Annotated in this window: 21 protein-coding genes and 3 pseudogenes; 14 read left to right on the forward strand and 10 right to left on the reverse strand. The window is 70.1% G+C overall.

Annotation, left to right across the window (positions count from 1 at the left end; genetic code table 11):
- Positions 1–353 precede the first annotated feature (353 nt).
- From ACWGDX_RS36360 to recX, 4 genes and pseudogenes are all read left to right on the forward strand, one after another.
- A pseudogene (locus tag ACWGDX_RS36360) lies at positions 354–686 on the forward strand (ATP-grasp domain-containing protein); the annotation flags it as partial.
- A gap of 176 nt (positions 687–862) precedes the next feature.
- Positions 863–922: pseudogene (locus tag ACWGDX_RS36365) on the forward strand (hypothetical protein); the annotation flags it as partial.
- A 502-nt stretch (positions 923–1424) separates the two neighbouring features.
- Complete coding sequence (gene recA, locus ACWGDX_RS36370; RefSeq protein ID WP_453632710.1) at positions 1425–2552, forward strand: recombinase RecA; 1128 nt, start codon at positions 1425–1427, stop codon at positions 2550–2552.
- Positions 2435–3142, forward strand: a pseudogene (gene recX / locus ACWGDX_RS36375) (recombination regulator RecX); the annotation flags it as partial. The gene recA and the pseudogene recX, both read left to right, overlap by 118 nt.
- A 416-nt stretch (positions 3143–3558) precedes the next feature.
- Here the strand turns inward: recX and ACWGDX_RS36380 are convergent.
- The 8 genes from ACWGDX_RS36380 to ACWGDX_RS36415 form a co-directional block, all read right to left on the reverse strand.
- Positions 3559–3960 (reverse strand): rhodanese-like domain-containing protein, encoded by a 402-nt coding sequence (locus ACWGDX_RS36380; protein ID WP_453632679.1) that lies wholly within the window; start codon positions 3958–3960, stop codon positions 3559–3561.
- Positions 3957–4568, reverse strand: coding sequence for a cysteine dioxygenase (locus ACWGDX_RS36385; RefSeq protein WP_453632681.1), 612 nt, complete (start codon positions 4566–4568; stop codon positions 3957–3959). The genes ACWGDX_RS36380 and ACWGDX_RS36385 overlap by 4 nt, the downstream gene beginning before the upstream one ends.
- Before the next feature lie 75 nt (positions 4569–4643).
- Positions 4644–4730: a putative leader peptide gene (locus tag ACWGDX_RS36390; RefSeq protein ID WP_311605579.1), complete on the reverse strand. Its 87-nt coding sequence runs from the start codon at positions 4728–4730 to the stop codon at positions 4644–4646.
- Positions 4731–4762: 32 nt separating this feature from the next.
- The gene (locus tag ACWGDX_RS36395; protein ID WP_453632683.1) at positions 4763–6391 is read right to left on the reverse strand and encodes an FAD-dependent monooxygenase; all 1629 of its coding nucleotides are present in this window, start codon (positions 6389–6391) and stop codon (positions 4763–4765) included.
- Positions 6392–6534: 143 nt separating this feature from the next.
- Positions 6535–7440: an amino acid ABC transporter permease gene (locus tag ACWGDX_RS36400; RefSeq protein ID WP_453632685.1), complete on the reverse strand. Its 906-nt coding sequence runs from the start codon at positions 7438–7440 to the stop codon at positions 6535–6537.
- Positions 7437–8111: an amino acid ABC transporter permease gene (locus tag ACWGDX_RS36405; protein ID WP_365905331.1), complete on the reverse strand. Its 675-nt coding sequence runs from the start codon at positions 8109–8111 to the stop codon at positions 7437–7439. Before ACWGDX_RS36405 ends, ACWGDX_RS36400 begins: the two co-directional genes overlap by 4 nt.
- Before the next feature lie 83 nt (positions 8112–8194).
- Positions 8195–9025, reverse strand: coding sequence for a glutamate ABC transporter substrate-binding protein (locus tag ACWGDX_RS36410; protein WP_453632687.1), 831 nt, complete (start codon positions 9023–9025; stop codon positions 8195–8197).
- A gap of 178 nt (positions 9026–9203) precedes the next feature.
- Positions 9204–9989 (reverse strand): amino acid ABC transporter ATP-binding protein, encoded by a 786-nt coding sequence (locus tag ACWGDX_RS36415; protein WP_453632689.1) that lies wholly within the window; start codon positions 9987–9989, stop codon positions 9204–9206.
- Positions 9990–10239: 250 nt separating this feature from the next.
- Here ACWGDX_RS36415 and ACWGDX_RS36420 point away from each other — a divergent pair, with 250 nt between their 5' ends.
- Positions 10240–10953 (forward strand): response regulator transcription factor, encoded by a 714-nt coding sequence (locus tag ACWGDX_RS36420; protein WP_453632690.1) that lies wholly within the window; start codon positions 10240–10242, stop codon positions 10951–10953.
- Positions 10954–10959: 6 nt separating this feature from the next.
- Positions 10960–12351 carry a sensor histidine kinase gene (locus ACWGDX_RS36425; protein WP_453632692.1) on the forward strand — a complete coding sequence of 464 codons (1392 nt, stop codon included), beginning with the start codon at positions 10960–10962 and terminating at the stop codon, positions 12349–12351.
- 245 nt (positions 12352–12596) lie between these two features.
- Here ACWGDX_RS36425 and ACWGDX_RS36430 read toward each other — a convergent pair whose 3' ends face one another.
- Positions 12597–13610, reverse strand: coding sequence for a TAXI family TRAP transporter solute-binding subunit (locus ACWGDX_RS36430; protein ID WP_453632694.1), 1014 nt, complete (start codon positions 13608–13610; stop codon positions 12597–12599).
- 162 nt (positions 13611–13772) lie between these two features.
- Between ACWGDX_RS36430 and miaB the strand changes: the two genes are divergently transcribed.
- Positions 13773–15290, forward strand: a complete 1518-nt coding sequence (gene miaB, locus ACWGDX_RS36435; protein WP_453632696.1) for a tRNA (N6-isopentenyl adenosine(37)-C2)-methylthiotransferase MiaB — start codon at positions 13773–13775, stop codon at positions 15288–15290.
- A gap of 223 nt (positions 15291–15513) precedes the next feature.
- On the forward strand, positions 15514–16293 hold the full coding sequence (locus ACWGDX_RS36440; protein ID WP_453632698.1) for a class III extradiol dioxygenase subunit B-like domain-containing protein: 780 nt from the start codon (positions 15514–15516) through the stop codon (positions 16291–16293).
- A 137-nt stretch (positions 16294–16430) separates the two neighbouring features.
- Here ACWGDX_RS36440 and ACWGDX_RS36445 read toward each other — a convergent pair whose 3' ends face one another.
- The gene (locus ACWGDX_RS36445; protein WP_363086046.1) at positions 16431–16682 is read right to left on the reverse strand and encodes an antitoxin; all 252 of its coding nucleotides are present in this window, start codon (positions 16680–16682) and stop codon (positions 16431–16433) included.
- A 312-nt stretch (positions 16683–16994) separates the two neighbouring features.
- On the opposite strand from ACWGDX_RS36445, the gene miaA reads away from it, so the two are divergent.
- The 6 genes from miaA to hflX all read left to right on the forward strand — a co-directional run bounded on the left by miaA (position 16995) and on the right by hflX (position 25443).
- Complete coding sequence (gene miaA, locus ACWGDX_RS36450; protein ID WP_453632700.1) at positions 16995–17933, forward strand: tRNA (adenosine(37)-N6)-dimethylallyltransferase MiaA; 939 nt, start codon at positions 16995–16997, stop codon at positions 17931–17933.
- Positions 17934–18058: 125 nt separating this feature from the next.
- Complete coding sequence (locus ACWGDX_RS36455; protein WP_453632712.1) at positions 18059–18496, forward strand: hypothetical protein; 438 nt, start codon at positions 18059–18061, stop codon at positions 18494–18496.
- Positions 18497–18653: 157 nt separating this feature from the next.
- On the forward strand, positions 18654–19592 hold the full coding sequence (gene dapF / locus ACWGDX_RS36460) for a diaminopimelate epimerase (protein ID WP_453632702.1): 939 nt from the start codon (positions 18654–18656) through the stop codon (positions 19590–19592).
- A gap of 164 nt (positions 19593–19756) precedes the next feature.
- Positions 19757–21868, forward strand: a complete 2112-nt coding sequence (locus ACWGDX_RS36465; protein ID WP_453632704.1) for a RelA/SpoT family protein — start codon at positions 19757–19759, stop codon at positions 21866–21868.
- A 250-nt stretch (positions 21869–22118) separates the two neighbouring features.
- Entirely contained in the window at positions 22119–23828 is a 1710-nt protein-coding gene (locus ACWGDX_RS36470; RefSeq protein WP_453632706.1) for a M1 family metallopeptidase, read from the forward strand.
- A gap of 124 nt (positions 23829–23952) precedes the next feature.
- Positions 23953–25443: a GTPase HflX gene (hflX, locus tag ACWGDX_RS36475; protein ID WP_453632708.1), complete on the forward strand. Its 1491-nt coding sequence runs from the start codon at positions 23953–23955 to the stop codon at positions 25441–25443.
- Positions 25444–25492 lie beyond the last annotated feature (49 nt).

Consider the following 25492-nt stretch of genomic DNA (forward strand, 5'->3'; position numbering starts at 1 on the left):
GCCCCCGGGGCCCCCCGCGCCTGGGGCCCGCCCCTTCCCCACGAGGCTGCGGTCGGGCCCGTCCACCTTGTCCTCCGACAGGCGATCTCGACCGTTTGCCAAGTGATCTTGACCGACGCCGGGTTCCTGCCACTCGATCTTGAGCCGTGGCTCGCCCGATCTTGAGGTGTGGCTCGCCGTTCCCCGGCGCCTCTCTTGGGGCCCGCGGCGGGGGAATCTCGGCTGCTGTGGTGGGCATGGCGGAGCTAGCGTGGTGGTTTTGCGGAGTGCGGGAGGGATTCGCGGTGCTGGTCATGCCTGGGCGGCGGACGTCGACGATGGAGCTGTTGGCCGTTGAGGCGGCGGGTCGGGGGATGCCGGTCAGGGCGGCGGAGGAGCCCGGCCTGGCAGGCCCTGCGTACTGGTACGGCGGGCCGGTCGCGGGTGCGCGGCTGGCAGGCCGGCTCGGGTTCGCGCTGCTGGAGCCGACGGACGGCTGGCTCGCCGAGTTGCCGGAGGAGTTCACCGGTCGCCAGGTCCGGGCAGGAACCATCGCGGACGCGTGGGCGATCGACCGGCCGACGTTCGTCAAGCCGCCTCGTGACAAGTCCTTCCCGGCTGACGTCTACACCGACGGCTCCCGGCTTTCCAGCGCTCTGGACCCGGCGACACCGGTGCTGTTGTCCGAGGTGGTGACCTTCGCGGCCGAGTACCGGCTGTTCCTGCTGGACGGCCGGATCGCGGCGGCGAGCCGGTACGCGACCCGCGCCTGCTCGGAACGGACCGGGCGGACCGGGCGGACCGGGCCATCGCCGGGGAGATCACGGAGTTCGCCGACCGGCTGGTCGCCGTGGCCGGGCCCGCCCTGCCGAGCGCCGTGGTGGTGGACGTCGGGCAGGTGCTCGACCCGTACCGTCCGGGACATCGCTGGGCCGTGGTGGAGGCCAACATGGCGTGGTTCTCGCACGCGTACGCCGCCGACCCGGCGCGGGTGCTGGACGTGGTTCTGCGGGCGGCGGGCCCACGCGACCAGATGCGGCCGCGAGATCGGGCGTTCGCACGGCACTGATCCGCACTGCACGAACCGGGCTTCCCGGTGGTGGACCTGGTCGCACTCCAGGAACTGGTGCTTCCAGTTCGATCAAGATCACCTGTCAATCGGTCAAGATCGCGTGGCAGAGGACACACCTTCTGTGTGTTCTGCGTGCCGGGTGGCGCGCTTGACAGTAAAATCGAACATCCATTCTTATGGGAGTCCGGCCGGTGTTCCGTGGCCGGCCGGTGAGGCTGTCCGGCGCGGTCCGCCCGTGCGGTTTCGGCGTGGACGCCGACGGGGTTTCAGCGGAGTTGTCCACAGGCCGGGAGGACGTCGGGACGCGTTGTCAGTGGCAGGGGATAGCGTCTTCGACGTGAAGCGATCGACACAAGCAAATCGGGTGGAACCCATGGCAGGAACCGACCGCGAGAAGGCGCTGGACGCCGCGCTCGCACAGATTGAACGGCAATTCGGCAAGGGCGCGGTGATGCGCCTGGGCGAGCGGCCGAACGAGCCGATCGAGGTCATCCCCACCGGGTCGACCGCGCTGGACGTCGCCCTGGGCGTCGGCGGCCTGCCGCGCGGACGAGTGGTGGAGGTGTACGGCCCCGAGTCCTCCGGCAAGACGACCCTGACCCTGCACGCCGTGGCCAACGCGCAGCGCGCGGGCGGCGCGGTGGCCTTCGTGGACGCCGAGCACGCCCTCGACCCCGAGTACGCGAAGAAGCTCGGCGTCGACATCGACAACCTCATCCTGTCCCAGCCGGACAACGGCGAGCAGGCGCTCGAAATTGTGGACATGCTCGTCCGCTCCGGGGCACTCGACCTCATCGTCATCGACTCCGTCGCCGCCCTGGTGCCGCGCGCGGAGATCGAGGGCGAGATGGGCGACTCGCACGTGGGTCTCCAGGCGCGGCTGATGAGCCAGGCGCTCCGGAAGATCACCAGCGCGCTCAACCAGTCGAAGACCACCGCGATCTTCATCAACCAGCTCCGCGAGAAGATCGGTGTGATGTTCGGCTCGCCGGAGACCACGACCGGTGGCCGGGCGCTCAAGTTCTATGCCTCGGTGCGCCTCGACATCCGTCGGATCGAGACGCTGAAGGACGGCACCGACGCCGTCGGCAACCGCACCCGCGTCAAGGTTGTCAAGAACAAGGTCGCCCCGCCCTTCAAGCAGGCCGAGTTCGACATCCTCTACGGCCATGGCATCAGCCGCGAGGGCGGTCTGATCGACATGGGCGTGGAGCACGGCTTCGTGCGGAAGGCCGGCGCCTGGTACACGTACGAGGGCGATCAGCTCGGCCAGGGCAAGGAGAACGCCCGTAACTTCCTCAAGGACAACCCCGATCTCGCCAATGAGATCGAGAAGAAGATCCTGGAGAAGCTCGGGATCGGTGTCAGGCCGGAGACGAAGACCGAGCCCGCCGCGGAAGCGGCCGGTGCTGCCCCGGCCCCGGCCGAGGACCCGGTGAAGTCGGCGCCCGCCGCTGCCTCCAAGGCCAAGGCGGCCAAGGCGGCAGCGACCAAGAGCTGATCCGTACCGTGCCTGGCCGGAAGAGGCGGCGAACGGAAGGACCGGGCGACGGCTTCGACTCGTCGAGGGCCGAGCAGGAGCTGTCGCCCCAGGATCCGGTGGAGCGGGCGCGGGCGATCTGTCTGCGCCTGCTCACCGGGACCCCACGCACCCGCAAACAGCTGGCGGACGCGCTGGACAAGCGGGGCATCCCCGAGGACGCCGCCGAGGAGGTGCTCTCCCGCTTCGAGGACGTGGGGCTGATCGACGACGCGGCGTTCGCGGACGCCTGGGTGGAGTCACGCCACCACGGCAGAGGACTCGCCAGACGGGCCCTCGCGCGCGAGCTGCGTACGAAGGGAGTGGACCCGGCCCTGATCGACGAGGCTGTCGGGCAACTGGACGCGGATCAGGAGGAGGCCACGGCCCGCGAGCTGGTCGCCCGCAAGCTCCGGGCCACACGCGGTCTGGAGCGCGACCGACGGCTGCGCCGGCTGGCGGGGATGCTGGCCCGCAAGGGGTATGCGGAGGGCATGGCGTTGCGGGTGGTCAGACAGGCGCTGGAGGAGGAGGGCGAGGACACCGAGGGACTGGACGAGAGCCTCTACTAGCGTCCCTTTCCAGCACCGCTGCCTCGGCGATTCCGGCCCGTGTGCCGGCACTCGGCACCGGGACACGCGTATGTCCGCGACCTCGATCTCTTCGAGCGGACGCGATGGCGAGAGCGACCGGCTCGGCGAGTCCCGGCGGCCGACAGACCACTGCGAATGTCCGCACGAATGCCACCCGCATGGCGGCGGTCGTCACTCCGCTCGCCCCGCTCACCGGCATGACCTGTACGGTCCTCTTCGTTCAGCCGGGCCTCGGTGACGCGGCCCGTGCCCAGCCCGCGAGGGCATCCGGGCCGACCGGGCTCCACCTCCCAGGGACCCGATGCGGGGCCGTACCGCACTCCGGGTCCACCCAGTCGAGGTGGCGGCGCGGTGGTGATCACACGCCCACCGTGCGCCCGGCAGAGGGCACGCACTCATCGTGTGACCGGCAGCCCTTCGGCCTTCCACGCCTGGAAGCCGCCGACGAGGTCGGTCGCGCGGTGCAGTCCCAGCGTCTTCAGTGACACCGCCGCCAGACTCGACGCGTACCCCTCGTTGCAGATCACGACCACGCGCAGATCATGGCTGGTGGCCTCGGCGGCGCGGTGGCTGCCCCGCGGATCCAGCCGCCACTCCAGCTCATTGCGCTCGACGACCAGCGCTCCCGGTATCAGGCCGTCGCGGTCCCGCAGCGCCGCGTACCGGATGTCCACCAGCAGCGCGCCCTCCGCGGCGGCCTCGAAGGCCTCTCGCGGCTCTATCCGGTCCAGGTCCTCACGGACCCGTTCCAGCAGTTCGTCTATCCCCACAGGTTCGGACCGGGCCGACTCGCTCACTGCCACTCCTCCGGGCGCTCGACGTGCTCAAGGCGGAGCACGGCACCCGTGCGGCTGTAACGGCGCATCAGCGGCAGCGGCGGAAAGTACGCGTGGACGGAGATGGCGTGGTCGGCCCCGGACTCATTGCGCACCTCGTGCACATGGTGCCTGCCGAACGCCCGGCCCTCGCCCGCCGTCAGCTTCCGCTCCCGGTCGACGCCCTCGGCCAGCTCCAGGGTCTTCCACCCCTCGGTGGGCAGCCGGGCCGCCAGCGAGTCCTCCTTGAGCGCGCCCGCCGCCGTGGCGAACGCCCCGTGCGAGCCACCGTGGTCGTGCCAGCCGGTCCCCGTGCCGGGCGGCCAGCCGATGAGCCAGGCCTCGCTGCCCGAGGGACCGTCGAGCCGGATCCAGGTACGCCCCTCGGGATCGAGGGGGAGCGAGGAGATCAGCTCGGTGTCGGTGGCCGTCCGGCGGACGAAGTCGAGGAGCTCGGCCGGGGTGGGGCCGGAGGACGGCGAGACGGAGGATGCCGCGCTGGAGGATGCCGTGCCGGAGGGTGAGGTCGCGGTGGAAGGCCCGGCGGTGGCGGCGGTGTCGGGCGCGGAGCGATGTACGGGGAGAGACATGGTGACCGTCCTGAGATGTTCGCGAGAGTGTGCTGCCGCGGCGGACGCGGCGAGCGCGTGAAGAGAAAGGGCGAATCAACAGGACGGGCGACACACGCAGCCCGCGTAGCGGACCAGGTCCATATGGACCCTCCGCCACAGGCGCACATCGGTGTCAGTCACGTTCCGGAGTACACCATGTGCGCCCGCGTCGGTCAATTGATGTTCGCAGTGCGGTCGGTCGATGCCGCCTCGGAAGGCCCCGAACGGGCGGAGGAACGAGCGGACGGAGTGCCTCCGCGCGCCGCGTCGGCCGCCGCGTACAGATCGGCCGGACGCACTCCGCCGAAGGCCGTGACGAGATGCCCGTCCGGCCGTACCAGCAGCACACTGTGCGCGGACGCGCCCGGATATGCCTCGGTGACCAGCAGCTCCGCCCGTACCGGCAGGGCGTCCACCGCCGCCGCGAGCCGGGGCATCACCCCGGCCGTCAGCCAGTGCCGCCGGTCCCACACGCCCGTACCGGGAGCGACCAGCACCACCAGGAGGTGTCCCCGTCCGAGCCGGTCCCCGAGCCGTACGGTCGTCCCGTCCGGCGCTGTGACCAGCACATCCGCGACCGGAGCGCCCGGGGGCGTGCCCACGGCGGTGTGCGCCTCGGCGTGCGGAGGCGCGAGGGGGGAGTGCGGGTAGGACGGCGGTGCTCCCAATGGCCCGTGCCCCAGATGCCCGTCGGCGAGCAGGGTGTCATGTCCACGCGCGCCCGGCATATAGGTACGCAGCCCGCTGCCGCCCCGCAGTATCGGCAGCGACTGGTCGGCGGCGCGCAGCCGGGAGGCGACGGCGGTGCGCCGCTCGGCCTGGTAGCTGTCCAGCAGGACCTCCGTGGCGCCCCGGTGCCAGTCCTCGGCCAGCTTCCAGGCGAGATTGGAGACGTCACGCAGCCCCTCGTCGAGCCCCTGGGTGCCCACCGCACCCAGCAGATGGGCCGCGTCCCCGGCGAGAAAGGCCCGCCCCACCCGCCAGCGCCTGGCCAGCCGGTGGTGCAGCGTGTAGACGCCCGTGTCGAGCAGCTCGTACGGCGGTGTCGCACCGCACCAGCCGGCCAGGGTGTCCCGTAAACGCGTCACCAGCGCGTCGGGCGTGACCAACTCGCCGCGCGCGGGCAGCAGCCAGTCGAGCCGCCACACTCCGTCCGCGAGGGGCCTGGCGGAGACCTCCTCGCCGCCGCTGGGCCAGGGCGGCTGACGGTGCAGCAGCGCCTCGCCGGGCCAGGGAAGATCGACACGGAGCGCCGCGACGGCGTGCCGCTCCACCGCCGTACGCCCCGGAAAGCGGATGTTGAGCAGCTTGCGGACCGTGGACCGGGCGCCGTCGCACCCCACGAGATGGCTGCCGCGCCACCAGGTCGCCCCGGGGCCGCGCGTGTGCACGGTGACCCCGCGGTCGTCCTGCTCCAGCGAGTCGAGCCGGTTGCCGGAGACGAGCTGTACGAGCTCCTGGCCCGCGATGGCGTCCCGCAGTCCGCGCGCGAGAGCGTGCTGGGGAATGTGCAGCGGCGCGGGGGCGCCGTCCTCACCGCCGAGCGGCAGCTCCCGCATGAGCTGCTTGCGCCGCATCAGCCGCCAGCCGGTCCAGTGGGTGCCGTGCTCGTCGAGGGTGGTGCAGCCGAGCCGGGCCAGCAGGGCGGTGGTGTCGGGCCGCAGTATGGCGGTCCTGGCCGGACGCTGTTCGTCCGTACCCGACCCCTCGTCGAGGACGACGGCCGGGACTCCCTGTGCGGCGAGGGCCAGGGAGAGCGCGAGTCCGACGGGGCCCGCGCCGGCGACGATCACCGGGTCCACGGCGCGACCCCTCCGGCCCGTGCGGTCTTGCGGTCAAGGGCGGTAGGAGCCCGGTACGTGATCACAGAACGTATGCAACCTACTGGGGGTGCTTGCGTCAAGCGACGGCCTGAGCGGCGCGTACACCCCCTGTCCCGTCCGCCTCAGGCGCCGCTGCCGTCCGGGGTGTGCCCCACCACACTGGCCTGTTGTACATCATCGGGACCGAGCGTGGCGCCCGTGCTCTTCCTGCCCCGGCGCAGCCGCTGCTCCAGCCAGCCGGCGAAGGTGGTGAGCAGGAAGTTCAGCGCGATGTACATCAGCGCGATCACGGTGAACGCGGCGATGGTGTTGGCACCGTAGTTCGCGGTGATCGTGCGGTTCTGCGAGAGGAGTTCGCTCAGACCGAGGAGCGCGCCGCCGAGCGCGGTGTCCTTGACGATCACCACGAGCTGGCTGACCAGGGCGGGCAGCATCACCGTCACCGCCTGGGGCAGCAGCACATAGGTCATGGCCTGGCCCTTGCGCATACCTATGGCCTTCGCCGCGTCGATCTGGCCGCTCGGCAGCGAGAGGATGCCGGCCCGGACGATCTCGGCCATGACCGAGGCGTTGTAGAGCACCAGGCCCGTGACGACGGCGTACAGCGGCCGCAGGTCCGAGGAGACATCGGTGAACTGCACGTAGAGCTGACTGGCGAAGACCATCATCAGCAGGACCGGGATCGAGCGGAAGAACTCGACGACGACACCGGCCGGTACCCGGACCCAGACATGGTCGGACAGCCGGCCGATACCGAGCAGCGCGCCGAACGGCAGGGCTATCACGATGGACAGCACGGCGGCCCTGAGCGTCTCGCCAAGTCCCGGCAGCAGATAGGTCGTCCACACCTCGGAGTCCGTGACGAACGGACTCCACTTCTCCGAGTCGAGCTGGTGCTTGTCGGCCATGGCGGCCAGCACCCACCACGCGGCGAGCGCGAAGAGCACCACGAACACGATCGTGTAGATAATATTGCGCCGCTTGGCGCGGGTACCGGGAGTGTCGTACAGAACGGATGTGGCACTCATCGCTTCACCGCCACTCGCTTGCTGACCCAGCCCAGGATCAGGCCGGTCGGAAGGGTGAGAACGATGAATCCGAAGGCGAACACCGCGAAGACCGCGAAGAGCGCGCTGCTTTCGTTCTCGATCATTGTCTTCATCAGCGCCGAGGCCTCCGCGACACTGATCGCCGAGGCGACCGTGGTGTTCTTGGTCAGCGCGATCAGCACATTGGCCAGCGGCGCCACCACGGAACGGAACGCCTGCGGAAGGACTATCAGCGTCAGCACCTGGAAGAAGCTCAGCCCCAGCGCGCGGGCCGCTTCCGCCTGCCCGACGGGCACGGTGTTGATACCGGAGCGCAGCGACTCACAGACGAAGGTGCCGGTGTAGGCGACCAGCCCGAGGACCGCGAGCCGGAAGCCCATGGTCTTGAAGTCCTCGCCGCCGAGGGTGATCTGGAGGGTCTGGCCGAGCCCCAGTGAACAGGCGAGGATGACCACGGTCAGGGGCGTGTTGCGGACCAGATTGACGTACGCGGTACCGAAGGTACGCATCAGCGGCACGGGACTGACACGCATCCCGGCCAGCAGCGTTCCCCAGATGAGAGAACCAACTGCGGAGTAGAGGGTGAGCTGCACCGTCACCCAGAAGGCGCCGAGCAGGTCGTACTGCCCGGAATCAAGAAAGTCGAACACGATGCCCCGCGCTCTCCCCTGGTTGGCTGGTCGGTACGCGCCGCCGGACGGGCCGGCGGCGCGTCACTCCTGTCTCGGATGCCTCAGCTGATCGCGGGGGCAGGCTCGTTCTTGTAACCGGACGGACCGAAGTTGGCCGTCACGGCCTTCTGCCAGGAGCCGTCCGACTCCATCTTCTTGAGGGCGTCGTTGATCTTCGTCAGCAGCTCGGTGTCGCCCTTCTTGAGGCCGATGCCGTAGTTCTCGTCGCTGAGCTTGAGGCCCGCGAGCTTGAACTTGCCCTGGTGCTCCTGCTGCGACGCGTAACCGGCGAGAATGGAGTCGTCCGTGGTCAGCGCGTCAACGGCCTTGTTCTCCAGACCGGTCAGGCACTCCGAGTAGCCGCCGAACTCCTGGAGGTCGGCCTTGGGCGCGAGCTCTTCCTTGACGTTCTGCGCCGAGGTGGAGCCCGTCACCGAACAGAGCTTCTTGGAGTTGAGGTCCTCGGCCTTGGTGATGGAGCTGTCGTCCGAGCGGACCAGCAGGTCCTGGTGGGCGAGGAAGTACGGGCCGGCGAAGTCGACCTTCTTCTTGCGCTCGTCGTTGATCGAGTAGCTGGCGACGACGAACTTCACATCACCGTTGGAGATCAGGTTCTCGCGCTCGGCGCTGGGCGACTCTTTCCAGACAATGTCCTTGGCGTCGTAGCCCAGTTCCTTGGCGACATAGGTGGCGACGTCGACGTCGAAGCCCGCGAAGGTGCCGTCCGGCTTCTTCAGACCGAGGCCGGGCTGGTCGAACTTGATACCGATGGTGATCTTGCCACCACCGTCGCCGCCGGCGCCGTCGTCGCCGCTCTCACCACCGCACGCGGTCGCGGTCAGGGAGAGGACGAGAGCCGCAGCGGCGGCCGCGCTTGCCTTGTGAAGCTTCATGCGTGAACTTCCCTCGGGTGAGACGTGGACGAACAGGTTCCGCCGAACTCGGCGGAACCCTGGGACGCGGTGGAGCCGTGCGACTCGGTCGAGCGGTGGAACTCGGCGGAGCCACAGGACTCGACAGAGCCGTATGAAGGGCGCCGTACAGAAGCGGGGATCAGCGGAAGAGCCGGGATCAGTGATGCAGGATCTTCGACAGGAAGTCCTTGGCACGGTCGCTGCGCGGGTTGCTGAAGAACGCGTCGGGCGTGGCCTCTTCGACGATCCGGCCGTCCGCCATGAAGACGACCCGGTTCGCCGCGGAGCGCGCGAAACCCATCTCATGGGTGACGACGACCATCGTCATGCCGTCACGCGCGAGTTGCTGCATGACTTCGAGCACTTCATTGATCATCTCGGGGTCGAGCGCGGAGGTGGGCTCGTCGAAGAGCATGACCTTCGGGTCCATCGCCAGCGCCCGCGCGATCGCCACACGCTGCTGCTGACCACCCGAGAGCTGGGCCGGGTACTTGTCGGCCTGCGACCCGACGCCCACCCGGTCGAGCAGCGAACGCGCCTTCTGCTCCGCGTCCTTCTTGTCCGACTTGCGGACCTTGATCTGGCCCAGCGTGACGTTCTCCAGCACCGTCTTGTGTGCGAAGAGGTTGAACGACTGGAAGACCATGCCGACATCGGCGCGCAGCCGGGCGAGTTCGCGGCCCTCCTCCGGCAGCGGCTTGCCGTCGATCGAGATCGAGCCCGAGTCGATGGTCTCCAGACGGTTGATGGTGCGGCACAGTGTGGACTTGCCGGACCCGGAGGGCCCGATCACGACCACGACCTCGCCACGGGCGATGGTCAGATCGATGTCCTGGAGCACATGCAGCGCGCCGAAGTGCTTGTTCACGTTGCTCAGTACGACCAGGTCGCCCGTCGCCGGCACGGCGTCCTCGGTGCCCTTGGTCACTGACACTCCGCTCATCGGCTTCTTGCTCCGTCCTCCTCGGTTGGGAGGACCTTAGTCACGCAATGCGATCAGCGTCATCAGATCTGAGCTGGAATTGAGCATAACGATCCGGCCGCAACTGGACACACCGTGTGAAGACGGCACTGCGGGGAGTACCGGGTGGGTAACGGAAACCTTGGTGTAACGGGAAGACTCTTGACTGGCACGACACCATCGGAGTGGATGCCCGAATACCTTGTGCGACCACCACCGAGAGAGGGGGCCCGTGAGACTGCTGCTCGTAGAGGACGACGATCATGTCGCCGCTGCCTTGGCGGCCGTGCTCGCCAAGCATGGATTCCAGGTCGTGCACGCCAGGAGCGGCGAGGAGGCGCTCCAGGCGCTGCTGCCCGCCGCCAACGCGGGCAAGGAGCCGTTCGCGGTCGTCCTGCTCGACCTCGGCCTGCCCGACCAGGACGGTTACCAGGTCTGCGGAAAGATACGGAGACTCACCTCGACCCCGGTGATCATGGTGACCGCGCGGGCCGACGTACGGTCGCGGATCCACGGTCTCAACCTCGGCGCCGACGACTATGTGGTCAAGCCGTACGACACCGGTGAACTGCTGGCGCGGATCCATGCCGTGAGCCGGCGCCGTGCGAGCGAGGAGGAGCCGGGGCCGACGGCCGAGGCCGCCCAGCGGCTCGGACGTCTCACGCTGGAACTGCCCACCCGGCGGGTCAGCGTCGACGGAGAGCCGGTCCAGCTCACCCGCAAGGAGTTCGATCTGCTGGCTCTGCTGGCCCAGCGCCCCGGGGTCGTCTTCGGGCGGGAACAGATCATCAGCGAGGTCTGGCGCACCAGTTGGGAAGGGACGGGCCGGACGCTCGAAGTCCATGTGGCGTCCCTGCGCGGCAAGCTCGGGATGCCCGCGCTGATCGAGACCGTCCGGGGTGTCGGTTACCGACTGGTCGTCCCGGCCACGCGTCAGGGACCGTAACGTCCCGTGAGCTCCCGACTTCTGCCGCTGCTCATCATCCTCATGGCGGGCGTGCTCCTCGCCCTCGGCTTCCCGCTCGCCGTGAGTGTGGCCGACGCGCAGCAGCAGCGCGTCGTCGTCGACCGGATCGACGACACCGTGCGGGTCGCCGCGCTCGCCCAGCTCGTCGCCGAGGGCAGGCCGGGGACCGGTGAGCGGCGTGATCTGCTGGCGGAGGAACTCGCCCGCTACCACGAGGTGTACGGGATCAAGGTCGGCGTCTTCTACCGCGATGACGAGGCCATGGCGCGCGCCCCGCGGGACTGGACGGTGCCCCTGGAGGGGGAGGGGCGCCAGTCCTTCCAGGAGGCCCTGCTGGGCCGCCGCAGCGACGATCCCGAGCAGGTCTGGCCCTGGCAGAACCGCCGGCTCATCGTCGACTCGCCGGTGGTACGGGACGGGGACGTCGTCGCGGTCGTGGTGACCGACTCGCCGACCGGGCAGATGCGTTCACGCATTCTCAAGGGCTGGCTGGTGATCGCCGCGGGCGAGGTGGCGGCCATGCTGCTCGCCGTGGGGGCCGCGATCCGGCTGACGGGCTGGGTGCTCAGACCGGTGCGGGTACTGGACGCGGTGACCCATGACATCGCCACCGGCAGGATGAACTCCCGGGTGGCGGCGGCCGGAGGGCCCCCGGAACTGCGGCGGCTGGCCAGTTCGTTCAATGAGATGGCCGACAACGTCGAGGATGTGCTGGAGCAGCAGCGCGCCTTTGTGGCCGACGCCTCCCACCAGTTGCGCAATCCGCTGGCCGCCCTGCTGCTCCGTATCGAGCTGCTCGCCCTCGAACTGCCCGACGGGAACGAGGAGATCGCCTCCGTCCGTACGGAGGGCAAGCGCCTCGCCCAGGTCCTCGACGATCTGCTGGATCTGGCGCTGGCCGAGCACACCCCCGCCGATCTGAGGCTCACCGACATCGGTGAACTCGCGGCGGAGCGGGTCGCCGCCTGGCGGGCGCTCGCCGAGGAGAAGGGGGTCCGGCTGACCGAGCACCGCGCGGCGGTCACCGCCTGGACCGACCCGATCGCGCTCTCCAGCGCCCTGGACGCCGTCATCGACAATGCTCTGAAGTTCACTCCGGCGGGTGAAGAGGTCACGGTCAGAGTCACCCGTAACGGTGAAACCTCCGTGATCGCCATCAATGACGGCGGCCCCGGACTCACGGACGACGAGATGGCCCGGATCGGTGACCGCTTCTGGCGCAGCAACCGCCACCAGAACATCAAGGGGTCGGGGCTGGGACTGTCCATCTCGCGAGCGCTGCTGGCGGCGGGCGGCGGCTCGATCACTTACGCGCACGGCGAGCCGCGAGGACTGCGGGTGACACTGACCGTCCCGAGAGCGTCCCCCGCGTCCTGACGCGTGGCGTTCCTGTGCGTGGCGTCCCTGCGCGTGACGTCGGTAGGGGGACGGAGGACCCCGAACCCTGGAAGCCGGAGTTCGACATGCTGCCCGGCATCGACCAGCGGGCCTTCGCCGGTTTCCATCTGCTGTCCGGCCGGAAAACCGAGCCGATCCGGCGGGGCGGGAGTGGGGAGGGAATTCGGGCGGGAAGCAGGACGGGAACGCGGGCGGGAAGCGGGACGGGAGCGCGGGGCCAGGGCTCAGGGCTTGACCGACCGGTAGTAGCGCTTGGCGCCCTCGTGCAGCCGCAGGGGGGCCGTGTAGATCGCCGTCCGCAGATCCACGAGTTGCGCGGGATGCACCTCCTTGCCGATGCGGTCCCTGCTGTCGATCACGGTTCGCGTGAAGCCCTCCGTGAGACCGGCGTCCATCCGGTCCGTCGTGACCAGCAGATTCGCCACCGCGACCGTCGATACGGGCGTGCCCTCCTGCGCGCTGCCGTAGGCGTCGGCGGGGATCACCGCGGAGCGGTAGTAGCGGGAAGCGGCCTCGCCCGAGGCATGGAGCCGGGCCACGAGGTTCGCGTCCAGCGGCACCAGCCGGATGTCATAGCGCTGCCACAGGAGGGTCACGGCGCCGGTGGGCAGCCCGCCCGACCAGAAGAAGGCGTCCAGATCGCCCCGTTCGAGCAGGTCCGGCATGGTGTCGATGCCGGCCGGGACCGCAGTGATGCCGTGCTTCGGGTCGAGTCCGGCGGCCGTCATGACCCGGTCCGCTATCAGCCGTACACCCGATCCCTCCTGTCCCACCCCCACCTTCTTGCCGCGCAGACCGGCGACCGAGCGAATTCTGGAGTCCTTGGCCACGACCAGCTGTACGTAGTCGTCGTACAGCCGGGCACATCCGCGCAGCCGGTCCGCACCCGGCTTGCCGTCCTCCTGGTACTTGGCGACGGCGTCGGCGGTGGCCACCGTGAAGTCGGCCTCCCCGCTCGCCACCCGCGCGAGATTCTGCTGAGAACCCTCACTGGTCGTGAGCCGTATCGAGACATCCGGCAGATCGCGCCCGAGGTCCTCCTTGAGCAGCGATCCGTACCGCTGGTAGACCCCGCTGGTCACCCCCGTACTGAAGGTGACCGACCCGCTCGGCGCCGACGCCCCGATCGGCAGCAGCCACCACACCAGCAGCCCGAGCAGCACCACCACCGCGGCGGCGCCCTGGAGGAGCCGGCCACGTCCGGTACCCCGGCTCGTGCGGGACAGAACGGCGAACATGCCGCGATCCTGCCAGTTCACTCCCCGCCAGGACCAGGGCCTCTCCCCAGGACCTCTTCGAGGACGTCTTCGCAGGCTCCTCCCGAGGGCCTCTCCGTGCCCGGCCGGACCACCGGGAGGCTCAAGGACCGGGGGGTCCCGGGCACCGCCTACCCTTGTCGCATGAGCAGCAGCGACCGGAGCCGGACAGTGGGCGACAACCGAACGTACGAGGTACGCACCTACGGGTGTCAGATGAACGTCCACGACTCCGAGCGATTGTCGGGCCTGCTGGAGGGAGCCGGATACGTCCGCGCGCCCGAAGGGGCCGACGGGGACGCCGATGTCGTGGTCTTCAACACCTGCGCCGTGCGGGAGAACGCCGACAACAAGCTGTACGGCAACCTCGGCCGGCTCGCCCCCATGAAGACCAAGCGGCCCGGTATGCAGATCGCCGTCGGCGGCTGTCTGGCGCAGAAGGACCGCGAGACCATCGTGAAGCGCGCGCCCTGGGTCGATGTCGTCTTCGGTACGCACAACATCGGCAAGCTGCCCGTGCTCCTGGAACGCGCGCGCGTCCAGGAGGAGGCGCAGATCGAGATCGCCGAGTCCCTGGAGGCGTTCCCCTCGACGCTGCCGACCCGGCGCGAGTCCGCCTATGCCGCGTGGGTCTCCATCTCCGTGGGCTGCAACAACACCTGCACCTTCTGCATCGTCCCCGCGCTGCGCGGCAAGGAGAAGGACCGCCGCCCCGGTGACATCCTGAGCGAGATCGAGGCACTGGTCGCCGAGGGTGTCTCCGAGATCACGCTGCTGGGCCAGAACGTCAACGCGTACGGTTCCGACATCGGCGACCGCGAGGCCTTCTCCAAGCTCCTGCGGGCCTGCGGCGCCATCGAGGGGCTGGAGCGCGTCCGCTTCACCTCACCGCATCCGCGCGACTTCACGGACGATGTCATCGCGGCGATGGCCGAGACGCCCACGGTGATGCCGCAGCTCCATATGCCGCTCCAGTCCGGCTCGGACACCATCCTGAAGGCGATGCGCCGCTCGTACCGGCAGGACCGCTACCTCGGCATCATCGACAAGGTGCGCGCCGCGATCCCGCACGCCGCCATCTCCACCGACATCATCGTGGGCTTCCCCGGCGAGACCGAGGAGGACTTCGAGGAGACCATGCGGGTGGTGCGCGAGGCGCGCTTCGCGCAGGCCTTCACCTTCCAGTACTCGAAGCGCCCCGGGACACCGGCCGCCGAGATGGACGGGCAGATCCCCAAGGAAGTCGTCCAGGAGCGCTACATGCGGCTGTCCGCCCTCCAGGAGGAGATCTCCTGGGAGGAGAACAAGAAGCAGGTGGGCAGGACGCTGGAGGTCATGGTCGCCGAGGGCGAGGGGCGCAAGGACGGTGCCACCCAGCGGCTCTCGGGACGCGCTTGCGACAACCGGCTCGTCCACTTCACCGAGCCGGACGAGGAGGTGCGCCCCGGTGATGTGGTGACCGTCGAGATCACCTACGCCGCTCCGCACCATCTCCTGGCCGAGGGACCGACGCGGAAGGTACGCCGTACCCGCGCGGGCGACGCCTGGGACAGGCGGAACGCGGCCCCCGCCGCGAAGTCGGCCGGAGTGCTGCTCGGGCTGCCCACGGTCGGCGTGCCCGCTCCGCTGCCGGCCGCGACGGGCGGGTGCGCCGTCGGCTGACGGGCTGAACGGACGAACCGGGCGGACCCAACGGGCGGTCCGGCCGGCGGAACTGGACGGACTGGCGGAACTGGACGGACTGGCGGGACCGCACGGGCGGACCGGACCGCACGGACTGACCGGACCGGCGCGACCGAGGGCGGGCGAGGGAGCGGGCGGGGCTGTACAGGAGGGCCGGACCGTACATGGTCACGCCCGGTCACGCCCGCGTTAGGGTTCGATCATGCTGGTCGCCGCTGCCGTCTGTCCTTGTCCCCCGCTGCTCGTGCCCGCCGTGGCCGCGGCGGCGGCCCCCGAACTGGACGCGGTGCGCGCCGCGTGTTCGGACGCCCTCGCGGTCCTGGCCGCCGCCCGGCCCGATCTGCTGATCGTGGTCGGGCCCGCCGAGCGGGACGGCAGGGGGCCGCATCCGCAGGGTGCGGTCGGCTCCTTCCGGGGCTTCGGCGTGGACGTCGAGGTCGTCCTCGGCGGAACCGGCCCGGCCGGAACCAGCCCCGCCGGAACCGGCCCCGGCCTGGTGGGCGCGGACGTGGCAGCCGGAGTCGAGGAGCGTGCCGAGCGTGTGCTCCCTCCCTCCCTCGCCGTCGCGGCCTGGCTGCTGGACCGGGTCCGCTGGTCCGCCGCCCCGGTCTCGGGACTCGGCGTGGGGGAACCTCTCGCGGCCGAGCGGTGTATTCAAGCCGGGAAGGAGATCGCGGCGCGGTCCGACCGGGTGGCACTGCTGGTGATGGGCGACGCCAGCGCGTGCCGTTCGGTGAAAGCGCCGGGATATCTCGACGAGAGGGCGGCCGGATTCGACGAGGAGGTGGCGCGGGCCCTGGCGGCGGCCGATGTGGCGGCGCTGAAGGCACTGGACGCGGAGCTGGCGTCCGCTCTCAAAGCGGCGGGGCGCGCGCCGTGGCAGCTTCTCGCGGGCGCGGCCGAGGGGGCGGGGCTGCACGGTGAGCTGCTGTACGACGCCGCGCCCTACGGCGTCGGATATCTGGTCGCGACCTGGTCCTAGAACCGACCTGGTCCTGGGGGCCCCGGTTCGCCTGTCGTCCGTCAGCCCGGTGTACGGAACGGCCGTCAGTCCGGCGTACGGAACGGCCGCGCGGTGCCCGGAAGCGCCGCGCGGCCGTTCCCAGCCGTTGCCGAGGATCAGGAGGCGGGCGGTGGCGGGGGCGGGGGAGCGGTGTCGTCTCCCTTGTGGGCGAGCCGACCCAGAGCGTTCTTCGCCTTCCCCGTACCCGAATCGATCTTGTTGCTGTACTTGCCCTTGGTTTTCTGATCGACCGTCCGGGCGGCTTTGTCCAGCCCGTGCTCGATCTTGCCCCCGTGCTGCTGCGCGAGGTCGGAGACCTTGTCCCTGGCCGGAGCGATCTTGGCCTTCAACGAATCCATGAAGCCCATGGCCCACCTTCCCTCAAAGGAGACAACAGACTGCGCGAGGGGTCGGCCATCCGGGTGGCGGCCTCTGCCTCGTCGCTGACGTCACGGACACGGCTGCTGACTTCCGGCGAAACCGTGAAGAAACACCCATATCTCCTCTTTATAGTACTCGGGAGGTCAAAATTCCGCGCCGTCCGGAGCGTTCTCTCCCGCCGCCCAGGGGCACCGGCGGGAAAAACCGATGGCCGGAACCTCGCGAAGGCAACGAATCCGGCTGTGTGCCGTCACTTAACTCGTTCGGGTAAGGGCTTGCGGGTTTGCAAGACTGTGGCAGTGAGAAGCGCAGCTACCGCACCGCGGGTCATCGCCGTCGTCGGTCCCACCGCGGCCGGCAAGTCCGATCTGGGCGTCCATCTCGCCCGGCAACTCGACGGTGAGGTCGTCAATGCCGACTCCATGCAGCTCTACCGGGGAATGGACATCGGGACCGCCAAGCTGACGGGCGAGGAACGCGCCGGTATCCCGCACCATCTGCTGGACATCTGGGATGTCACCGAGGCGGCCAGTGTCGCCGAGTACCAGAAGCTCGCCAGGGCGGAGATCGACCGGCTGCTGGCGGAGGGCCGTACCCCCGTCCTGGTGGGCGGCTCGGGGCTGTATGTACGGGGGGCCATCGACGCCCTCGATTTCCCCGGCACCGATCCCGAGGTGCGGGCCAGGCTGGAGACGGAGCTGAGCCTGCGCGGCTCGGGCGCCCTGCACGCCCGGCTGTCCACCGCCGACCCCCAGGCCGGCCGTGCGATCCTCCCCAGCAACGGCCGCCGTATCGTCCGGGCGCTGGAGGTCATCGAGATCACAGGCAAGCCGTTCACCGCCAATCTGCCCGGCCATGACGCGGTCTACGACACGCTCCAGATCGGCGTCGACGTCGCCCGGCCCGAACTGGACACCCGGATCTCGCAGCGGGTGGACCGTATGTGGGAGGCCGGACTCGTCGACGAGGTGCGCACGCTGGAGACCCGGGGACTGCGCCGGGGGCGCACGGCCTCACGCGCGCTCGGGTATCAGCAGGTGCTCGCGGCGCTCGCGGGGGAGTGCACGGACGACGAGGCGCGCGCCGAGACCGTACGGGCCACCAAACGCTTCGCGCGCCGCCAGGATTCCTGGTTCCGTCGCGACTCACGGGTGCACTGGCTGGGCGGCGGAACGGAGCAGCGGGAGGAACTGCCGCACCGGGCGCTGGCGTTGGTCGAACGAGCGGTCACAGCCTGATCACGTGATGGCATCGGGACGCTCCGCTCGTCCTTGCCGTCCTCCCGGGCGTGCCATCATCGAGCATCGATCGACCATCGGGCATCGATCGGCCAGTGGAGTCCGGATGGGGAGGGCGCGTGGCGATGGAGGCCGGCCCTCGTGACAGAGAACCAGCGGTGCCGGACACGCGGGACGACGCCCCACGGCTGAGTCCCGACGGACCGGAGGAGGAGACCGCGACCCCCGAGGTCGAGGTCGAGCTGCGTCCGCAGCGCCGGCTGCGGATCTGGCAGCTCGCGCCCATTGTGGGGCTCGCGGCGATCGGTTCCCTGATGTTCGCCTTCCCCCTCGCCTTCGGCACCGGGGACGGCGGAGCGGTCGTCGCCATGCTGGGACTCCTGATCAGTTGCTGCGCGGCGGGCTGGGGCATGATGGCGGCCCGCAAGGTCGGCCACACCTGGCCGGGACTGCCGCCCCGTACCTCCGGTGAACGTCCTGACTGGCGGGTCATCGCCTTGTATGTGACCGTGGCCGCCGCCTTGGTCGCCCTCGCCGTCTGGCGGGTCGCCCGGCTGCGCTGAGCCGGAAGTCCAGCCGGCCGTGGAATGGCGCGGGGCCGGAAGTCCGGTCGGCCGCCGAGTGGCGCGGGGCCGGAAGTCCGGTCGGCCGCCGAGTGGCGCGGGGCCGGAAGTCCGATCGGCCGCCGAGTGGCGGCCGGTGTCGGTCCCTGCTCGTACGATGGGTCCCGTGAGCATCTCGCAGACCGCCCCTCTCGCCTTCCTCAAGGGCCATGGGACCGAGAACGACTTCGTGATCGTCCCCGACCCGGACAACACCATCGATCTGCCCCCGCGCGCCGTGGCCGCCCTCTGCGACCGCAGGTCCGGCATCGGCGGCGACGGAGTGCTGCATGTCGTACGGTCCGCAGCGCACCCCGAGGCGCAGGACATGGCGCCCGAGGCCGAATGGTTCATGGACTACCGCAACGCCGACGGATCCATCGCCGAGATGTGCGGCAACGGCCTGCGGGTCTTCGTGCGCTATCTCCAGCGCGCCGGTCACACGGCGGCCGGGGATCTGGCCGTGGCCACCCGCGGCGGGGTGAAGAAGGTGCATCTCGCCAAGGGCGCGAGCGCCCAGGGCTCCGCCCGTCCGGAGCACCCCGGTGACGGCGACGGCGACATCACGGTCCACATGGGGCGGGCCGTGCTCCCCGAGGACAGCGCCACGGTCACCGTCGGCGGTCGCGCCTGGCCCGCCCGTAACGTCAACATGGGCAACCCGCACGCGGTCGCGTTCGTCGACGATCTCGCACACGCCGGGAATCTGCTCGCCGAACCGCGTGTGAGTCCCTCGTCCGTCTACCCGGACGGGGTGAATGTCGAATTCGTCGTCGCCCGCGGGCCGCGCCATGTCGCGATGCGGGTGCATGAGCGCGGCTCGGGCGAGACCCGCTCCTGCGGTACGGGCGCCTGTGCCGTGGCCGTTGCCGCGGCCCGCAGGGACGGCGCCGACCCCTCGGTGACCGGCGCCCCCGTCACCTACACCGTGGATCTCCCCGGCGGCCGGCTGGTCATCACGGAGCGGCCGGACGGCGGGATCGAGATGACCGGGCCCGCCGTGATCGTCGCGGAGGGCCATATCGACCCGGCCTGGCTCGCGGCGGCGTCGGCCTAGGAACCTCCAGGGAGCTTCCCGGGAGCTTCGCTCGAATGGGTGATCCGTTTCACGCCGGGCAGGAGCGGGACTGGTCCACGTGGTGGGCTCGGTAGCATCAAGCACCGGCCCGGAGGGCGTTGCCCGTTCTTCGCGTCGCCGGTCGAAGCTGTCCGGAGGTGCCCATGAGTGCAGAGGCCACCAACCCTGGTGCCCACAGTCGGAGACGCGGCCTTCCCAGGATCGACCTCCGCAGACTCGGCAGGGCCGCGTTACTGGGACCTGCCTCCAGGGACCGCCTGCCGGACGCGATGGGCCATGTCGCGGACGCGCACCGCGCCCACCACCCGGACGCCGACCTCACCGTACTGCGCAAGGCCTATGTCCTCGCGGAGAGTTCGCACCGCGGGCAGTTCCGCAAGAGCGGCGAGCCGTACATCACCCACCCCCTGGCCGTGACCCTGATCCTGGCCGAACTGGGCGCCGAGACGACGACCTTGACCGCCTCCCTCCTCCACGACACCGTCGAGGACACGGACGTGACGCTCGACCAGGTGCGGGCGGAGTTCGGCGACGAGGTCTGCTATCTGGTCGACGGCGTGACGAAGCTGGAGAAGGTCGACTACGGCGCCGCCGCGGAGCCCGAGACCTTCCGCAAGATGCTCGTCGCCACCGGCAACGATGTCAGGGTGATGTCGATCAAGCTCGCCGACCGGCTGCACAATATGCGCACCCTCGGTGTGATGCGTCCGGAGAAGCAGGCCCGTATCGCCAAGGTCACCCGCGATGTCCTCATCCCGCTCGCCGAACGCCTGGGCGTCCAGGCGCTCAAGACCGAGCTGGAGGATCTGGTCTTCGCGATCCTCCATCCCGAGGAATACGCCCACACCCGGGCCCTCATCGCGGACAACGCCACCGCCGGCGACGCTCTCGCGGCCATTTCGGAGGACGTCAGAGGAGTGCTGCGCGAGGCGGACATCCCCGCCGAAGTGCTCGTGCGGCCACGGCACTTCGTCTCCGTACACCGGTCCAGGCTCAAACGCGGCGAGTTGCGCGGCACGGACTTCGGCAGACTGCTGGTGCTGGTCGGCGAGGACGCCGACTGCTACGCGGTCCTGGGCGAGTTGCACACCTGCTTCACCCCGGTGATCTCCGAGTTCAAGGACTTCATCGCGGCACCCAAGTTCAATCTGTACCAGTCGCTCCACACGGCCGTCGCGGGGCCGGACGGAGCGGTCGCCGAAGTCCTCATCCGGACACACCAGATGCACAAGGTCGCCGAGGCCGGAGTCGTCGCTCTCGGCAATCCCTACACGTCGGTCGACAACGCGGAGCCCGCGGACGGCGCGGGAGCGACGGCGGGCGCGGAACCGTACGACGGCGAGCGCGTCGATCCGACCAGGCCCGGCTGGCTCTCCCGGCTGCTGGAGTGGCAGCAGGCGGCACCCGACCCGGACACGTTCTGGACGACACTCCGGGCGGACCTCGCGCAGGACCGGGAGATCACCGTCTTTCGCGCCGAGGGCGGGCTGCTCGGACTGCCCGCCGGGGCGACCTGCGTGGACGCCGCGTACGCACAGCACGGAGAGGCCGCGCACGGCTGTCTGGGAGCGCGCGTCAACGGCCGTCTCGCGCCCCTGAGCACGGTGCTGAGCGACGGCGACACGGTCCAGCTCCTGCTGGCCCAGGACGCGGCCTCGGGACCCTCGCCCGAGTGGCTCGACCATGCCCGTACGGCCGCGGCCAGGATCGCGATCACCGGCTGGCTGGCGGCGCACCCCGAAGCGGTGGGTACGCCCGACGCCGCGCCCCGGGCGTCCCACGCGCTCACCGCGGACCGGCGCGGAGCCGCCGACGCCGTGGTGGATCTGCCGGGAGCGACCGTACGGCTGGCCGGCTGCTGCACCCCCGTACCGCCGGACGCGGTCACCGGGTTCCCGGTCCGCGGTGGTGTCGTCAGGGTCCACCGGCAGGAGTGCCGGGCGGTGGAGCGGATGCGTGCCCTGGACCGCGAGCCGGTCGCGGTGAGCTGGGGAGACGCGTCGGAGTGCCAGGTCACGCTGTACGTGGAGTCCTTCGGGCGCCCCCGGCTGCTCGCCGATCTCACGGAGGCCATCGCCACGGCGGGCGCCGCGATCGTCTCGGCCACCGTGGAGCCGCCCAGCGAGCAGCGCGTACGGCACACATACACGCTGGGTCTGCCCGACGCGGCGGGTCTGCCCGGACTGATGCGGGCGATGCGTGATGTACCGGGCGTGTACGACGTCAGCCGCGCCCAGCATCCGGCGACGGCGTGAGGGGCGGTGGCGGGACGGCGTGAGGGGCCGTGGCGGACAGGGCACGCCCGGCTGAGCGGGCGGGGCGGGTGCCCGTCGGCCGTAGCGGAGTACGGCGAGAACGCGGACGTCGGTGGAGCGTGCGGAAACGCGGACGTCAACCGTGCGACAGACGGCATCCGGCGGGCTTCACTGCTCTGACCTGCCCCTTTCGGGTGGGTGCGGAGCGCGCCGTCGGTGCGGGGCGGTCGGGCGCTGATAGCCGTGGTCCATGCTGTTCACCTCCCGCCGACTGCGCGCCGCTCTGCTGGCCGCCGCCTCGGCCACTCTTGTCGCCGCGACGCTTCCCCCGCCCGAGCCGCTCGGTATCGGCGATCCGCTCTTCCCGCACCTCGGCAATCCGGGTTACGACGTACTGACCTATGACCTCGACTTCACCTACCGCGGGGACAACACCAAGCCCCTGGACGCCATCACCAGGATCAGCGCGCTCACGACCCAGCGGCTGAGGCGGATCAATCTCGACTTCACCCAGGGCGCGGTCCGCTCGGTCGATGTCAATGGAGCGCCCGCCGAGTTCACGACAGCCGGCGAGGATCTGGTGATCACACCGGACGAGGCGGTCGACGCGGACACGCGTATGGCGGTCACCGTTCATCACACCAGTGACACGGACGGCAGGGAGGGCGGCTGGGTCCGTACCACCGACGGGCTGGCGATGGCCAACCAGGCCGATGCCGCGCGCCGTGTCTTCCCCAGCAACGACCACCCTTCGGACAAGGCCTACTTCACCTTCCGTATCACCGCCCCCGGGCGGCTGACGGCGGTGGCCAACGGGCTGCCCGAGGCGACATCCCGCCGGGGCGGGACCACGACCTGGACCTATCGCACCCGTCACCCCATGGCCACGGAACTGGCCCAGGTCTCGATCGGCGACTCGGCCGTCGTCCACCGCGAAGGGCCGCACGGACTGCCCGTACGGGACGTGGTGCCGGCCGCCGACCGCCAGAGACTGGAGCCCTGGCTGAAGAAGACACCGGCCCAACTCCGCTGGATGGAACAGCAGGTGGGGCCGTATCCGTTCGAGACGTACGGTGTGCTCATCGCGGGCGCCGACACGGGCTTCGAGCTGGAGACACAGACGCTCACGCTCTTCGAACGCTCCCTGTTCACGCGTCCCGAGTACCCCGCCTGGTACGTCGACTCGGTGATGGTCCATGAGCTGGCCCACCAGTGGTTCGGGAACAGCGTCTCGCCCCGGACCTGGTCGGATCTCTGGCTCAACGAGGGGCACGCCACCTGGTACGAGGCGCGGTACGCGCAGGAGTTCGCCAAGCAGTCGCTGGAGACGCGGATGCGGAAAGCCTATCTGCGCTCCGACACCTGGCGCGCGGCCGGCGGCCCTCCCGCCGCCCCCGAGCCCCCGACAGCGGGGCAGCAGATCAGCCTCTTCCGGCCGGTGGTGTACGACGGGAGCGCCCTGGTGCTCTACGCGCTGCGGCAGGAGATCGGTGAGAGCGCGTTCGGGCGGCTGGAGCGCGACTGGGTACGGATCCATCAGGACGGGACGGCGACCACCGCGGACTTCACCTCGCTCGCGTCCCGGATCGCGGGGCGTGATCTGTCGGCCTTCTTCACCGCGTGGCTGTACGGGCGGAGGACTCCGCCGATGCCGGGGCGTCCGGACTGGCGGAGCGAGCCGCCCCGGGCCCAGCAGACATCGCCCGGAGTGAGCGGCCACACCCCGCCCGGCGCCACCGCCCCGGCCACCGCCACCGCTCCGGCGACTCCTGCGCCTGCCACGGCCACGGCCGCCGCCACGGCCACCGAGCAGACCGCGCCCGGTGGCAGCCGAGCGACGGCACCGGGTGCGAGCGGGGCTACGGCGCCCGGTGACCGTGACACCGCCCGGGACTCACGGCACCGCCCGGGATCCGTCACCGCGCCGTTCCTCCTGGAACCGTCCGGCGACGGAGCGTGAAACACGAGTGACGGCCGGGCGGAACCGTGTCACCATCGACATGTCGGCGACGCGGCGGGGAATCATTCCGGTTCGTCACGCGTTGTGACTGCTGTAACGGACTCTCATTCGACGTAAGGATCCAATGACCTCCTCTTCATCCCCTTCCCAGGACGCGCGGGATTTCGCGGACCTCCGCACGGACAGCCTTCGAGCCGATGCCCTGATGGAAGAGGACGTCGCCTGGAGCCACGAGATCGACGGAGAGCGGGACGGCGACCAGTTCGACCGCTCCGACCGTGCCGCGCTGCGGCGAGTGGCCGGCCTCTCCACCGAGCTGGAAGACGTCACCGAGGTCGAGTACCGACAGCTTCGCCTGGAGCGGGTGGTGCTGGTCGGTGTATGGACCTCGGGGACCGTGCAGGACGCGGAGAATTCCCTCGCGGAGCTCGCGGCACTCGCCGAGACGGCGGGTGCGCTGGTGCTGGACGGTGTGATCCAGCGCCGTGACAAGCCCGATCCGGCGACCTATATCGGCTCCGGCAAGGCCCAGGAGCTGCGGGACCTGGTGCTGGAGAGCGGCGCGGACACCGTCGTCTGCGACGGTGAGCTGAGCCCCGGCCAGCTCATCCATCTCGAAGATGTCGTCAAGGTCAAGGTCGTCGACCGTACGGCCCTGATCCTGGACATCTTCGCCCAGCACGCCAAGTCCCGTGAGGGCAAGGCGCAGGTCGCGCTGGCCCAGATGCAGTACATGCTGCCCAGGCTGCGCGGCTGGGGCCAGTCGCTGTCCCGGCAGATGGGTGGCGGCGGCGGTGGCGGTATGGCCACCCGAGGCCCTGGTGAGACCAAGATCGAGACGGACCGGCGACGGATCCGCGAGAAGATGGCGAAGATGCGCCGGGAGATCGCGGAGATGAAGACCGGCCGCGAGATCAAGCGGCAGGAGCGTCGGCGCAACAAGGTGCCGTCGGTCGCGATCGCCGGATACACCAACGCGGGCAAGTCCTCCCTGCTCAACCGGCTCACCGGCGCGGGCGTGCTGGTGGAGAACGCGCTGTTCGCCACCCTGGACCCGACCGTGCGCAGGGCCGAGACACCGGGCGGCCGGATCTACACCCTGGCCGACACGGTCGGATTCGTCCGGCATCTGCCGCACCACCTCGTCGAGGCGTTCCGTTCCACGATGGAGGAGGTCGGTGACTCCGATCTGATCCTGCATGTGGTGGACGGCTCGCACCCCGTGCCGGAGGAGCAGTTGGCCGCCGTGCGCGAGGTGATCCGCGATGTGGGCGCGGTGAACGTACGCGAGATCGTGGTGATCAACAAGGCCGATGCCGCCGATCCGCTGGTCCTCCAGCGGCTGCTGCGTGCGGAGCGGCACGCGATCGCCGTCTCGGCCCGCACGGGCATGGGAATCGGCGAGCTGCTCGCGCTGATCGACGCCGAACTGCCCAGGCCCGAGGTCGAGGTCGAGGTGCTTCTGCCCTATACACAGGGCGGGCTGGTCTCGCGTGTGCACACCGAGGGCGAGGTGCTCTCCGAGGAGCACTCCCCGGAGGGCACGGTGCTCAAGGCGCGTGTCCATGAGGAGCTGGCCGCGATGCTGGCTCCCTATGTGCCGGTGGCCCGCTGACCGTACGGACGCCGGACAAGGCGTAGTCATGACGACGGAGGCCCGTCCC

It is taken from the genome of Streptomyces sp. NPDC055025 (assembly GCF_053608565.1).